Source organism: Bacteroides togonis (assembly GCF_900130135.1).
In the GTDB taxonomy this organism is placed as follows: Bacteria; Bacteroidota; Bacteroidia; order Bacteroidales; family Bacteroidaceae; genus Bacteroides; species Bacteroides pullorum.
Genome location: NZ_LT670820.1, coordinates 1,048,585 through 1,061,780, shown reverse-complemented (window position 1 = coordinate 1,061,780; position 13,196 = coordinate 1,048,585). Strand labels below are relative to the sequence as shown.

Below are 13,196 nucleotides of genomic sequence, written 5' to 3'. Positions count from 1 at the left end.
AGTTCATAGTTATGGCGCTAAAGTTCATAGTTACATCGCTCATGTAGGTAGTTACGTTTCGGATGTCAACGGTTGGTGTGGGTGTCTTTTCCTTCCAGCCAGGCATCGATCAGTCTGCGGGCGATGCTTAGCTTGCGCGGTAGTTCCGGCAAATTGTTGCGATGGTAGAAGGCACCGGCACTGAGTTCATCTTTCTGTAGTTTGATGTCGCCACTTTCGTAGTCGGCAAAGAAACCTACCATCAGACCGCTGGGATAGGGCCAGGGTTGGCTGTCGAAGTAGGTGATGTTACGGATACAGAGCCCCGTTTCTTCCATTACCTCACGGCGGACACATTGCTCCAACGTTTCGCCAGCCTCGAGGAAGCCTGCTATGAGGCCATAGAATGTGCCACGGAAATTATGGGCATGTACCAGTAGGATTTCTTCGCCGCGGCGCACCAGTACAATGATGGCAGTAGAGATGGGTGGGTATAATTCATTGCCACAGTGGGGACATTTCTTCATGATATCGGTCTGCTGTTCCGTAGGCGTACCGCATACGGGGCAGTAGCGGCTGTGCTGGTCCCAGTAGAGTATCTGGTAGGCCTTGCCGGCGGCTTTGTATGCGTCCAAAGGCAGATGATCGAACGAGGCGCGCAGGCCGGTCATCATCCACTGGTTGGTTTCGGCCACAGGGTAGTCGATGGCAAACGTATAGACCTGCTGTCCTGTAGGCAAGGTGACACGGTGCACGGTCTGATCCTTTGCGGGAGCTACAGGCAGCTGCTCTCCTGTAGGCAGGGTGCAGGTGCCGTCAGCGAGTTTCTGCATCAGCAGGTTATCTTTGAAGAAGACGCACCAGCAAGCGGTACGGTCATATTCCATCTCTTTCATACTTATGTCTTTTTTATAAGTCAGAAATTCACGTTGACGCCTCCCATGAAGGTAGCCTTCGGCATGGGGTAGCCAGCATTGATTTCGTAGCGTTGTGCCAGCAGGTTCTCGCCTTTCACGAAGAGGCTTGCAAAGTTACACAGACGGTAGCTGATATTCAAATTCCAAAGAACGAAAGTTTCTTGCTTTTCCTGTCCTTGCGTGACGGAAGTATAGAGGCCACGGATGTACTGCATGCCGCTGGCGGCTGTCCACCGTCCCTGATGGTAGTTGACACCGGCATATAACTTGTGTTCAGGAGCAGCCAGTACAGGATTTTCCATGTGCAGCCAACTGTAGTTTGCATTGGCTTGCCAGCGGGCATTGAAGCGGTAGGCTACGTTGGCTTCTGTACCCCAGTTCTCGATGTGGCCCGTGTTCACGTTCTTTCGCTGGGCGGGATCCACCTGAATGATGTTCTTTCCGTCGATGTAGTAGAGGTTGAGTCCGTAGGACAGGGCACCGTCGAAGAGGCGTTGTGTGTAAGCCAGTTCGTAGCTGACGAGGCTTTCGGGCTGCAAGTCGGGGTTTTTTGAGAACATGAACAGTTCGCGGATGGTAGGGTTACGAAAGCCTTTGCCTACCATGGCTTTTAGTTCTGCTTGACGGGGCAGGTGGAAGGCCAGTCCACCCTGTGGTATCCATTCTGTGCCCGTGTGCGAGTGGTGGTCCACACGCAGTCCGGCGTCGAGTGACAACCAGTGGCCGATGTTCTGTCGGAAATCTACGTATCCGGCCAGTTCGTCCAGCTGCTTGTCTACTTGTGGTTGCTTCTCGCCTGTGGCCAGTACCTTGTACCACGACTCGCCGCCGAAGTGCTGGTAGTCGAAGCCGGCGGTGATGCGGTTGCCTTCGAACAGCGTGAGGCTTTGATACCACGAGAGGCCCATCATGCGGTCCTTGGAGTTGAAATGTGATGCTTGTGGTTCTTCGCCCGGGTGATAGCCGTCGTTTATCTTATGGCGTCCCCAGTTGTAGAAGAAACTCAGCGCACCTGAGGTTCGTTCGTAATGGTTCTCGAGAGCTGCCGAAGCCATTCCGCGGGTAATGCGTGAGTCGTTGTCGATATAGGGTGACGCTATAGTACCTGGGTTGGAGGCGTTGAAGTGAGTCACGTTGATGTCTCCCCATAACTTCCATTGGTCACTGAAATCATAGCCCAGCTTGGCATAGCCGCCATATTGTTCGAAATCCATGTCGGGCCGATGTCCATCGCTTCGATTGTACGAGCCGGTGGTGATGCTGCTGAATCGTCCGCGCTTCAGGCGGTTGGTCACTTCGGTTTGCAGGGTGTTATACGAGCCATATCCTACTTGCAGGTCGGTTTTCGAACCTTCTTCTTCCATCTGCCGTGTGACGATGTTGATGACACCGCCCATGGCATTCGAGCCGTAGAGTACCGAAGCCGGTCCGCGCAGTACCTCCACCCGTTCGGTCATCATTGTCTGATAGGCGTCGGCAATGGGATGTCCCATCAGTCCCATATATTGTGGATGTCCGTCGATGAGCACTAGCAATCCTGCTGTGGGGCTTCCACCGATACCTCGCAGACTCATACCTCCAGCCGCTCCGGTCGATACACCATAGCCCATAATGCCGCGGCTGGTGGTGAAGAAGCCTGGCACTTGTTCGGTCAGGGTGGGCAGTACGGAAGGCTGGTAATTGCTTTCCAGTTGTTTCCTACCTACGACAGAGATGGTCATAGGAAGGTGACGGATATCGGTTTCGTTACGGGTACCGGTTACGACGACCTCGTCTGTCGTCAAGTTACGGGCAATACGAGTGGTGTCTTCCTGTCCTTGAGCGGCGGAAGTTGTCAGGAGGAGAAAGGCAAACAGGCCTTCCTTCAAGTTCAGTTCTTTCATACGTTTTTTCTCTGACTGGAGATAAATTTTTCTATAACTGGGAAAATTTCTTTGGCTGACTGGAGGTCACGGCTGGCTTGTTCCAGCGGGCACCAGCCCGTGTGGTCGCGGTTGATGATGTGGTCCACGATCTCATCGCAACTTACCGTGACACCGGCTTCCTGCAACAGGCGGAGAGCAGGCTGGCTGATGGTACGAGTATATACCTGCCGTACGCCACCCAGTACCATGAGTGAGGCTGCTGCCTTGCCGATGACCTTGTCGGCTACAAACGCACCATGTAGGAATTCGGGTTCTTGTACCAGCAGGTCGTAAAGGTCGGCCACACCCCGCCGTGTGAACGTGCGGATGCGGTCACCATTGGCTATCACGCAGGAGTATCCTCCTGCGTGAAGCATGTCTATGAGTTCTTTCATTCTTTGTCTTTTCGGGTTACAGCGTTTCTTGTTTCAGTTGCTCCACATAGCGATCGATGCGGTGCAGCTCTTCGGGAATATCAATGCTTTGCGGACAGTGGGACACGCATTGGCCGCAGCCGATGCAGTGGCTGGCCTGGCGCAGGCGGGGAACACTGCGGTCGTACCCAATGAGGAAGGCCCGGCGTGCCTCACGGTAGTTGGCATGCTCCTGAGAAGTGGGTAGATTGCCCTCGTTCACACATTTATTATAATGTATCAGCACGGCGGGAATGTCGATACCATAGGGGCAAGGCATGCAGTACTTGCAGTCGTTACAGGGGATAGTAGGGTACTGCTTCATCAGGTCGGCCGTCTGCTGCAGGAACTCCAGGTCGTCGTCCGTCAGGGGCACCAGCGGCGAATAGGTGCGCAGGTTGTCCTGCAGATGCTCCATGTAGGTCATGCCGCTCAGCACCGTCAGTACGTCGGGGAACGTGCCTGCAAAGCGGAAAGCCCACGAGGCGACGCTCGCTTCGGGGCCGCGTTGCTTGAGGCGTGCCACGAGGTGTTCGGGCAGCTTGGACAGACGTCCGCCCAGCAGCGGTTCCATGATGATGGCCGGTATGTGGCGTTTCTCCAGTTCGGCGTAGAGGTAGTCGGCGTTGACGTTGCGTCCCGAGGCATATTTCCAGTCTACATAGTTCAGCTGAATCTGTACGAAGTCCCAGTGCACCTGGTCGTGCATGGCCAGAACTTCGTCGAATACATCCTGTGTGCCGTGGAAAGAGAAGCCCAGGTTACGGATGCGACCTGCCTCGCGTTCCTTCATCAGGAAATCGATCATGCCGTTTTCAATGTAGCGGGCGCGGAAAGTCTCGATGCCGCCGTTGCCAATGGAGTGCAGCAGGTAGTAGTCGATGTAGTCCACCTGCAGTTCCTGGAACGAGCGGTTGTACATGGCGATGGAGTTCTCGCGCGTATAGTTGGAGAAGTTGGACAGCTTGGTGGCTACGAAGAACTTCTCGCGAGGATGACGCTTCAAGGCGATGCCAGTCGATTTTTCCGACCAACCTTGTACATAGACAGGCGACGTGTCGTAGTAGTTCACACCATGAGCCATAGCATAGTCTATCAGTTCGTTCACGGCATCCTGATCGATGACGTTGCCTCCTTTTTCGGGAGCGGGCAGGGTGGGCCAGCGCATGCAGCCGTAGCCCAGCAGTGATACTTTCTCTTTGGTTTTCGGATTCTCGCGCAGGGTCATTTTGTCAGTAGGAATTTCTCCTTCGGCCTGCAGGGAGGAGGTAGCGGAGTCTTTCGGTCCGCATCCAGCCAATACCGCGGTTGTGGTGGCCGTACTGATACCCACAATCTTCAGAAACTCGCGGCGAGACATATCGTTGGAATGATTCTGGTCGTTCATTAGTATATCGTGATAAAGAAGTTATAGAAATAAAACGTTTACCGTTCACCGCTTAAATAATCCGGTGTCGTTCGTGTCCTTCCACATAAATGGCACTGAAGGGACGGGCCGGACAGAGGTTTTCGCAAGCACCGCAACCGATACAGCGTTCCGTGTCGATGGCTGGGAACTTGAGCGAGTCGGGGTTCTTGGGGTCCGACGGTACCATGGTGATGGCACCTGTGGGACAATGGCGCGCACAGTTACCGCATTCCACCTTGTCGGTCTTTACCACACAGTTGCGCTTGATCCATACGGCGTGTCCTATTTGGATGGACGATTTGTCGGCTACGGTGATGGGTTTGATGGCTCCCGCGGGGCAGACTTCCGAACATTTGGTACACTCGGGGCGACAGTAGCCTCGTTCGTATGAAGAGAAAGGTTGCATCAGCGTCATCAGGCCGGTAGAGGGGCGTAACACCTCGTTGGGGCATACCGACACACACAGCTGGCAGGCTGTACAATGCTGTGCAAAGTGACGGGCGCTTTGGGCTCCCGGCGGCAGGATGTGTGTCTTTCGATTAGGGATTTTCTTGTCTTCGATGGTAGCCAATCCGCCGTCTACCTTCATTTCCTGAGCCTTCAATACGGCAGCCGAGGCTGCCAATGCTGTCGATGTCAGGAAGGCACGGCGTGAACTGCCTTCTTCAGGCTTCTTCTCGGTTGCTTCAACCTTCGTTTTGGAAGGATGCGCGTAGCGTAATGCCTGGTGTTTGCACTTGTCCAGGCAGTCCATGCAGGCCACGCAGCGGCTGTAGTCTATCTGGTGATTCTTGATGTCGATACACGAGGCTTTGCAGTTACGGGCACAGAGGTTGCAGTTGATGCACTTGTCTGTGTCGATGACCGGCTTCAGGTAGGCGTACTTTGACAGGAATCCCAGTACGGTACCTACAGGACAGATGGTGTTGCAATAAGTACGTCCGCCTCTCCAGGCCAGTACGACGAGCACTACCAGTGTGACGGCGGCGATGACAAACGTGGGCAAGCTTTTCAGCCAGACAGTGATGTCGTAAAAAGCATAGCTGTCGGCCCGTTCAGCCAGATAAGCCAGCAAATTGTTTCCCCACTGGTAGATGGGGGCGAACAGGTTGCTTGCGATGCGTCCGTACGAACTGTAGGGTGCCAGCAGGGCGACAAACGAATGTACACCTGCCACCAGTGCGATGACGAACACACCCAGTACACCGTAGCGCAGCCACGACAAGGCGGGCGAATAGCGGTAGCGGTTCTTCTTGCTTTTTTTCGAGAACCAGGCCACAATGTCCTGAAAGACGCCCAACGGACAAATGATAGAACAGTAGACACGGCCCAGCAGCAGAGTGAGAATCACCAGCACCAGTACCACTCCCACATTTAGTGCCAGTAGGGCAGGGAGGAATTGAATCTTGGCCATCCAGCCGAACCATGCGTGCAGTGTTCCTGTGAAGTCGAGGAACAGCAGGGTAATCAGCGTAAAGAAAACGATAGCCAGGGTCAGTCTGATTTTACGTAACATAATAAGGTGTCTGTTTTAGTAAGGTAAAATTGTCGTGTATCGTTCTTTGAGTGATACGCTGCAAAAATAAGAAGAAACTTGGAAAACCGGGATACCCGAATTACGGTTATTTGTGAGCTTTCCCATTTTTTTATGTAGGCAGGTAATAGGCCTGATGCCTTTAGAAAGTAAATGATGAGGAGGTGACACAGTGCTTCGTGATAGTCCGACGAAGTGCTTTGTGAGGTGCTCATGCAGTGCTTCGTCAGGGTGTCAGGAAGCACTGCATGAGAGGGCCAGAAAGTGCTGCGTCACAACGGGTGCCTGTGATGGTATCTGATAGGGCATGCAAAACTCTTTCACTGCATGGCCGAAGCGTCGAACGACAGTGGTAGCAGGTCGCCTACCTTTTTTACTTCGTAGATGCCTTTGCTTCCGTATAGCAGGATGCGCATGGTCTGGTTGTACCTTGTCTCTGTCTCGAGCATTACTTGGCGGCAAGCTCCGCATGGCGGAATCGGGTCTTCCAGAAATTCCCCCTGCTCGTTGCGGGCAGCGATAGCCAGTGTCTTTACGGCCTGATCCGGGTAACGCGAATTGGCATAGAAAAGGGTGGTGCGTTCTGCACAGAGCCCTGACGGATAGGCGGCGTTCTCCTGATTGCTGCCGCATACGATGGTGCCGTCTGCCAGGCGGGCGGCAGCTCCTACCGAAAAGTGGGAATAAGGGGAATAACTGCGGAAAGTAGCCTCACGGGCGGCGTCTATCAGCTTACGGTCGGCTGCATCCAGTTCCTCGTATGGGAAAATACGGATGTCGATGTGGATATTCAGTTCTTTCATAAGACAAGGTTTCTGTAATTAATGTTACAAAGATAAGGAAGTGATTGGAATTTTCAATTCTTTTGCAGACTTTTGTGCCCGAATCAATGACAAAGACATGAAATATACGTTCCGACTGCTGGCCCTTGTGGCTTTTCTTATGATGCTTCTGCCTGCCCATGCACAGCGCAGGAACTCCCGTTACAACGAATATATCAAGCAATACGCTCCCATCGCTGTGGAGCAGATGAGGTTGCACAAAATACCGGCCAGCATTACACTGGCGCAAGGCTTGCTCGAGAGTGGAGCGGGGCAGAGTGTACTGGCTCGGAAAAGTAACAATCACTTCGGCATCAAGTGTCACAATAACTGGCGCGGAGGTCGGGTCTATCACGATGATGATGTTCGTGGCGAATGTTTCCGGGCTTATCGCAATGTGCGCGATTCATACGAGGATCATTCCAAGTTCCTTACCAGTGGCGCGCGTTATGCTTTTCTGTTCAAGTTGAAGATAACCGATTACAAAGGATGGGCCAAAGGACTGAAAAAGGCCGGTTATGCCACCGACCCTTCGTATGCTAACCGTCTGATAACGATTATTGAGGACTACGAACTCTATAAGTACGATAATGAAGGCCTGGGACGTCGTGAAGCCCGCAAATGGGAGAAGGAAATCAAGAAGAAACCTTGGTTGTTGAAACCACACCAGGTATATATAGCCAACGGTTTGGCGTACGTCGTGGCTCGCGACGGTGACAGTTTCGAGTTGTTGGGTGGAGAGTTTGACATTAGTTGGAAAAAACTGGTCGACTATAACGATCTACACCGTGAATATACCCTCGAAGCAGGTGACATTATCTATCTGAAAAAGAAGAATAAGAAAGCGCAGAAGCCTTATACAGTCCACGTCGTTCGTGACGGCGATTCCATGCACAGCATTTCGCAGAAGTACGGTATCCGCTTGAAGAATCTCTACAAGATGAATCGCAAGGACGGAGAATATGTGCCTGAGGTAGGAGACCGTTTGCGGTTGAGATAGGCTCTGTCTTGGCCATTTCAAGGTTTGTCGTCCGTTGTATGGGCGACATGCCTGTCTGTTTCTTTAACGTTCACTTTGAGGATACTTGTTCTTCTGGGAATATAAATAATGTGTATCTTTGCGGCCGATTATTCCGGTTTTTATACTGTATGCTATTATGATGAATAAAAGAACACCGCTGGTAGGGGAACAGTATATGGTCCCCTTTATTTTGATTATTTCTTTGTTTTTCCTATGGGGATTTGCCCATGCCATACTTGACGTTCTGAACAAACACTTTCAGGAGTTGCTGCACATCAATAAATCTGTGTCGGCTTTGATACAGGCTATGATGTATATGGGCTATTTTGTGATGGCTATTCCTGCCGGATTATTTATTTCCCGTTTTGGCTATAGGAGGGGAGTGGTATTTGGATTGGTACTTTATGGAATTGGTTCGTTACTTTTTATTCCCGGTCAGCAATGGATGTCTTATCAGGTGTTTCTGTTTGCCCTGTTTGTTATCGGGTGCGGATTGACGTTTCTGGAAACAGCGGCCAATCCTTATGCTACAGAATTGGGTGCACGCGAAACGGCAGCCAGTCGTCTGAACTTTGCACAATCTTTCAACGGTTTGGGCTGTATCTGTGCTCCTATCGTAACGGGATTATTGTTGTTCTCTGAAGATGGAAATACCGGTTCGGGTAATGTGGCACTTCCCTATGCTTGTATGGGAGTGGTTGTGTTGCTGGTTGCGGTTCTTTTTTCACGTGTCCGTCTGCCGGAGATTGTACATGAGGACGAGGTAAGTGCCGACGGACATAAAGTAGGATTATGGAAACACAAGCTGTTTGTATTTGGATTGATGGCATTGTTTGCTTATGAAGTCGGAGAGATTTCCATTAACAGCTTCTTTATTAACTATGTGTTGGAGCAGGGATGGATGAATGCACGTACGGCTTCATTGGTACTCTCGTTCGGTGGTCTGAGTCTTTTTATGTTGGGACGTTTCATCGGTAGCTGGATTATGCGGAGGGTTCGTGCCGAAAAGATGCTTTTCGTTTGCGCTTCGGGTGTCGTGGTGACGACGACAGTGGTACTTCTCGATTTAGGATATGTTTCTTTGATAGCTTTGCTGCTAGTCTATGCATTCGAAGCAATCATGTTCCCTACTATTTTCGCTTTGTCTCTTCGCGGATTGGGTAACCATACCAAACGGGCTTCCTCTTTCCTGATGATGTCACCGGTAGGAGGTGTTGTGGGTCCTTTGTTGATGGGACTGGTGGCAGATTATACCACGATGGTGATTGCTTTTGTCGTTCCCTTGCTTGCTTATATTGTGGTTTGGTTGTATGCTTGCAAGTTGTATACTTTGAGTGGAAAAAGTATGGAAAAGGCTGTAGTCTGATGTTTGTGCTTTGACTTTTATGGATGAATCCAGTTTTTTGAGGCATTTATTTTTCCTCTCCAACTATAGTTCCTATCTTTGCACATAAATAATAATCGATTTTATTTTGGATTGGCTATATAGTTTGTTTGTGGAACATTCCGCTCTACAGGCGGTTGTTATCCTATCGTTGATTTCAGCGGTCGGTTTAGGTTTAGGAAAAGTACGTTTCTGGGGCGTTTCTTTGGGTGTTACGTTCGTATTCTTTGCCGGTATATTGGCCGGACATTTGGGATTTACCATTGATCCCCAGATGTTGAATTATGCAGAGAGTTTCGGACTTGTAGTGTTTGTCTACGCATTGGGCTTACAGGTAGGTCCCGGTTTTTTCAGTTCTTTCCGACAAGGAGGTGTCAGGCTGAATATGCTGGCTACAGGAGTCGTCCTGATCGGTACTTTGATGACCGTGCTGGGCAGTCTTGTAACAGATATTTCGCTTCCGGACATGGTGGGTATTTTATGCGGCGCTACGACCAATACACCTGCTTTGGGAGCTGCCCAACAGACGTTGAAACAGTTGGGAATGGAGGCCAGTACTCCAGCATTGGGATGTGCTGTTACGTATCCGTTAGGTGTCGTGGGAGTTATTTTGGCTATTCTGATTATGCGTAAACTGATGGTGACGGACAAGGACCTGGAGGTGAAAGAGAAAGAAAATGATAATAAAACCTATATTGGTGCTTTTCAAGTTCATAATCCTGGAATCTTTGGTAAAAGTGTGAAGGAAATAGCAGACTTGAGTCATTCTAAATTTGTGATTTCTCGTTTGTGGAGAGAGGGTAAGGTGACGATTCCTACTTCGGACAAGATCGTGGAGGAAGGCGACCGTTTGCTGGTGATTACTTCGGAGAAGGAAGCTGCAGCAATGACGGTGCTTTTCGGTGAACAGGAACATACGAATTGGAATAAGGAAGATATTGATTGGGATGCTATTGACAGTAAACTTATCTCGCAACGTATCGTTGTAACCCGTCCGGAATTGAACGGAAGAAAACTTGGATCACTTCATTTACGTAATCATTATGGTATCAATATAACTCGTGTTTATCGAAGTGGAGTACAGCTGTTGGCTACGGCCGATTTAACATTGCAGTTAGGAGACCGGTTGACCATTGTTGGTGAAGCGGCATCCGTGCATAATGTTGAGAAGGTGTTGGGTAATGCAATTAAGAGTCTGAAAGAACCTAATCTGGTAGCTGTATTTATCGGCATTATTTTGGGACTTATATTGGGAGCTATTCCTATTTCAATACCGGGTATCAGTGCGCCGGTGAAACTTGGTTTGGCAGGTGGTCCTATTATTGTCGGTATTCTGATAGGTACATTTGGTCCGAGGTTACATATGGTAACTTATACGACACGTAGTGCCAATTTGATGTTGCGTGCATTGGGATTGGCATTGTATTTGGCTTGCCTTGGATTGGATGCAGGTGCTCATTTCTTTGAGACCGTGTTCCGCCCTGAAGGACTTCTTTGGATTGGTGTCGGTTTTGTTTTGACGCTGGTACCAGTATTGATAATGGGAGTTGTTGCTTTTAAATGGATGAAAGTTGATTTCGGCTCCGTGACCGGTATGTTATGTGGCAGTATGGCTAATCCAATGGCATTGAACTATGCTAACGATACCATTCCCGGTGATAATCCATCGGTGTCTTATGCCACAGTATATCCGCTTTGCATGTTCCTTCGAGTCATCATAGCTCAGGTGCTACTGATGTTTTTGTTGGGATGATTAATTTGAATAGGAATAAAAATATAAAGATAGAATCATGGGAAATATTACTTCTGAAAGTATCATCAGCGATTTGCGTTATCTGCAATTATTGTCCCATAGCTTTCCGACGATAGCTGATGCCAGTACCGAGATTATCAATCTGGAGGCAATTCTGAATCTGCCTAAAGGAACGGAACATTTTTTGACCGACATACATGGAGAATATGAAGCTTTTCAGCACGTGCTGAAGAATGCATCGGGAGCAGTGAAGCGTAAGGTGAATGAAATATTCGGTCATACCTTGCGTGAGAGTGAGAAGAAGGAACTTTGTACGCTGATTTACTATCCGGAGGAAAAACTGCAACTGATCAAAGCGTCCGAGAAGGACTTGGATGACTGGTATTTGATTACGCTGAACCAGTTGGTTAAGGTTTGCCAGAATGTGTCGTCCAAATATACGCGTTCTAAAGTTCGGAAGGCTTTGCCTGAAGACTTCTCTTATATCATTCAAGAGTTGTTGCACGAGTCTACTATCGATCCCAACAAGCATGCTTATATCAATGTTATCATCAGTACCATTATCTCTACCAAGCGTGCCGATGATTTTATTATAGCTATGTGTAACCTGATACAGCGACTTACTATCGATTTGCTGCATATCGTGGGTGACATATATGATCGTGGACCGGGAGCGCACATCATAATGGATACGCTTTGCGATTATCATAACTTTGATATTCAATGGGGAAACCATGATCTTCTTTGGATGGGAGCAGCCTCGGGAAATGATGCTTGTATGGCAAATGTAATCCGTATGTCTATGCGTTATGCCAATTTGGCTACATTGGAAGATGGATATGGTATCAATCTACTGCCGTTGGCTACGTTTGCCATGGATGTCTATGGAGATGATCCTTGTGAGATCTTTGCGCCGAAATTGAATTTTTCCGATTCTCGTTACAATGAAAAGACATTGCGTCTCATTACACAGATGCATAAAGCCATTACCATTATTCAGCTGAAACTGGAAGCTGCCATCATTGACCGTCGGCCGGAGTTAGGTATGGGCAACCGGAAGCTGTTGCATCTGATAGATTTCGAACGAGGAGTTTTTATGTACGATGGAAAGGAATATGCTTTACGTGACACAAACTTCCCGACAATCGATCCGGCAGACCCCTATAGGCTTACGGAAGAAGAGCATGATTTGATGGAGAAGATACATGCTTCTTTCATGAATAGTGAGAAATTGAAAAAACACATGCGCTGTCTGTTTACCTACGGTGGCATGTATCTGGTATGCAACAGTAACTTACTTTATCATGCGTCGGTTCCTTTGAATGCTGACGGAAGCTTCAAGCATGTAGTAATCAATGGAAAGGAGTATTGGGGAGAGAAACTGTTGAAAAAGGTGGACCAATTGGTACGTACCGCCTACTTTGGTGAAGATGGTTCGGATGAAAAGGCGTTTGCGCTTGACTATATGTGGTATATGTGGTGTGGTCCGGATGCTCCCTCTTTCGACAAAGACAAAATGGCCACGTTTGAACGCTATTTTGTAGAAGACAAATCGTTGCATAAGGAGACGAAGGGATATTATTATACACTGCGGAATGAAGTGGAAGTATGTAACAGAATTTTGCGGGAGTTTGGCATAGATCCCGAAGCTCATGCCCATATCATCAACGGGCATGTGCCGGTCAAAACTATCAAGGGAGAACAACCCATTAAGGCTGAGGGAAAAATGCTTGTAATTGACGGAGGATTCTCCAAAGCCTATCAGCCGGAAACGGGTATAGCCGGATATACATTGGTCTATCATTCGCATGGTTTGCAGCTGGTACAGCACGAACCTTTCCAAAGTCGGCAGAAAGCTATTGAAGAGGGGCAGGACATCAAGTCGACCACATTCCTGGTGGAATTCAATTCGCAACGTATGATGGTAAAGGATACGGATAAAGGACGTGAACTGCGTACTCAAATTGAAGATTTAAAGAAACTCCTTGTGGCCTATCGTACCGGTCTGATAAAAGAGCATGTATGATTGGGCAATTAGCAGGAGATTGAATTATTGAATCCG

At 49.1% G+C, this 13,196-nt stretch carries 10 protein-coding genes; 4 read left to right on the top strand and 6 right to left on the bottom strand.

Features of this window, described 5'->3' with window-relative positions; genetic code table 11:
* Positions 1-65: 65 nt before the first annotated feature.
* From nudC to cdd, 6 genes are all read right to left on the bottom strand, one after another.
* On the bottom strand, positions 66-875 hold the full coding sequence (gene nudC / locus BQ8005_RS04605) for an NAD(+) diphosphatase (RefSeq protein WP_075317218.1): 810 nt from the start codon (positions 873-875) through the stop codon (positions 66-68).
* Between the two features lie 20 nt (positions 876-895).
* Positions 896-2,779, bottom strand: coding sequence for a TonB-dependent receptor plug domain-containing protein (locus tag BQ8005_RS04600; RefSeq protein ID WP_075317217.1), 1,884 nt, complete (start codon positions 2,777-2,779; stop codon positions 896-898).
* The gene (locus BQ8005_RS04595; RefSeq protein ID WP_075317216.1) at positions 2,776-3,195 is read right to left on the bottom strand and encodes a DUF1893 domain-containing protein; all 420 of its coding nucleotides are present in this window, start codon (positions 3,193-3,195) and stop codon (positions 2,776-2,778) included. The genes BQ8005_RS04600 and BQ8005_RS04595 overlap by 4 nt, the downstream gene beginning before the upstream one ends.
* Positions 3,196-3,211: 16 nt before the next feature.
* Positions 3,212-4,600, bottom strand: coding sequence for an aldo/keto reductase (locus BQ8005_RS04590; protein ID WP_075317215.1), 1,389 nt, complete (start codon positions 4,598-4,600; stop codon positions 3,212-3,214).
* A 52-nt stretch (positions 4,601-4,652) separates the two neighbouring features.
* A complete protein-coding gene (locus BQ8005_RS04585) occupies positions 4,653-6,137 on the bottom strand; it encodes a 4Fe-4S binding protein (protein WP_075317214.1) in 1,485 nt (494 codons plus the stop codon).
* Positions 6,138-6,475: 338 nt separating this feature from the next.
* Complete coding sequence (gene cdd, locus BQ8005_RS04580; RefSeq protein WP_075317213.1) at positions 6,476-6,958, bottom strand: cytidine deaminase; 483 nt, start codon at positions 6,956-6,958, stop codon at positions 6,476-6,478.
* A 97-nt stretch (positions 6,959-7,055) separates the two neighbouring features.
* On the opposite strand from cdd, the gene BQ8005_RS04575 reads away from it, so the two are divergent.
* The 4 genes from BQ8005_RS04575 to BQ8005_RS04560 all read left to right on the top strand — a co-directional run bounded on the left by BQ8005_RS04575 (position 7,056) and on the right by BQ8005_RS04560 (position 13,160).
* Positions 7,056-7,976: a glucosaminidase domain-containing protein gene (locus tag BQ8005_RS04575; protein WP_075317212.1), complete on the top strand. Its 921-nt coding sequence runs from the start codon at positions 7,056-7,058 to the stop codon at positions 7,974-7,976.
* A gap of 157 nt (positions 7,977-8,133) precedes the next feature.
* Positions 8,134-9,363, top strand: a complete 1,230-nt coding sequence (locus tag BQ8005_RS04570) for a sugar MFS transporter (protein WP_075317211.1) — start codon at positions 8,134-8,136, stop codon at positions 9,361-9,363.
* Positions 9,364-9,469: 106 nt separating this feature from the next.
* Positions 9,470-11,134 carry a putative transporter gene (locus BQ8005_RS04565; RefSeq protein ID WP_021847431.1) on the top strand — a complete coding sequence of 555 codons (1,665 nt, stop codon included), beginning with the start codon at positions 9,470-9,472 and terminating at the stop codon, positions 11,132-11,134.
* 37 nt (positions 11,135-11,171) lie between these two features.
* Positions 11,172-13,160 carry a fructose-bisphosphatase class III gene (locus BQ8005_RS04560; protein WP_021847432.1) on the top strand — a complete coding sequence of 663 codons (1,989 nt, stop codon included), beginning with the start codon at positions 11,172-11,174 and terminating at the stop codon, positions 13,158-13,160.
* Positions 13,161-13,196: the final 36 nt, after the last annotated feature.

What these genes read in the sequence shown, in the direction of transcription:
- BQ8005_RS04600 (WP_075317217.1), bottom strand. Translation starts at nt 2,779, where the DNA reads ATGAAAGAACTGAACTTGAAGGAAGGCCTGTTTGCCTTTCTCCTCCTG.
- BQ8005_RS04585 (WP_075317214.1), bottom strand. Translation starts at nt 6,137, where the DNA reads ATGTTACGTAAAATCAGACTGACCCTGGCTATCGTTTTCTTTACGCTG.
- BQ8005_RS04570 (WP_075317211.1), top strand. Translation starts at nt 8,134, where the DNA reads ATGATGAATAAAAGAACACCGCTGGTAGGGGAACAGTATATGGTCCCC.
- nudC (WP_075317218.1), bottom strand. Translation starts at nt 875, where the DNA reads ATGAAAGAGATGGAATATGACCGTACCGCTTGCTGGTGCGTCTTCTTC.
- BQ8005_RS04560 (WP_021847432.1), top strand. Translation starts at nt 11,172, where the DNA reads ATGGGAAATATTACTTCTGAAAGTATCATCAGCGATTTGCGTTATCTG.
- BQ8005_RS04595 (WP_075317216.1), bottom strand. Translation starts at nt 3,195, where the DNA reads ATGAAAGAACTCATAGACATGCTTCACGCAGGAGGATACTCCTGCGTG.
- BQ8005_RS04590 (WP_075317215.1), bottom strand. Translation starts at nt 4,600, where the DNA reads ATGAACGACCAGAATCATTCCAACGATATGTCTCGCCGCGAGTTTCTG.
- BQ8005_RS04575 (WP_075317212.1), top strand. Translation starts at nt 7,056, where the DNA reads ATGAAATATACGTTCCGACTGCTGGCCCTTGTGGCTTTTCTTATGATG.
- cdd (WP_075317213.1), bottom strand. Translation starts at nt 6,958, where the DNA reads ATGAAAGAACTGAATATCCACATCGACATCCGTATTTTCCCATACGAG.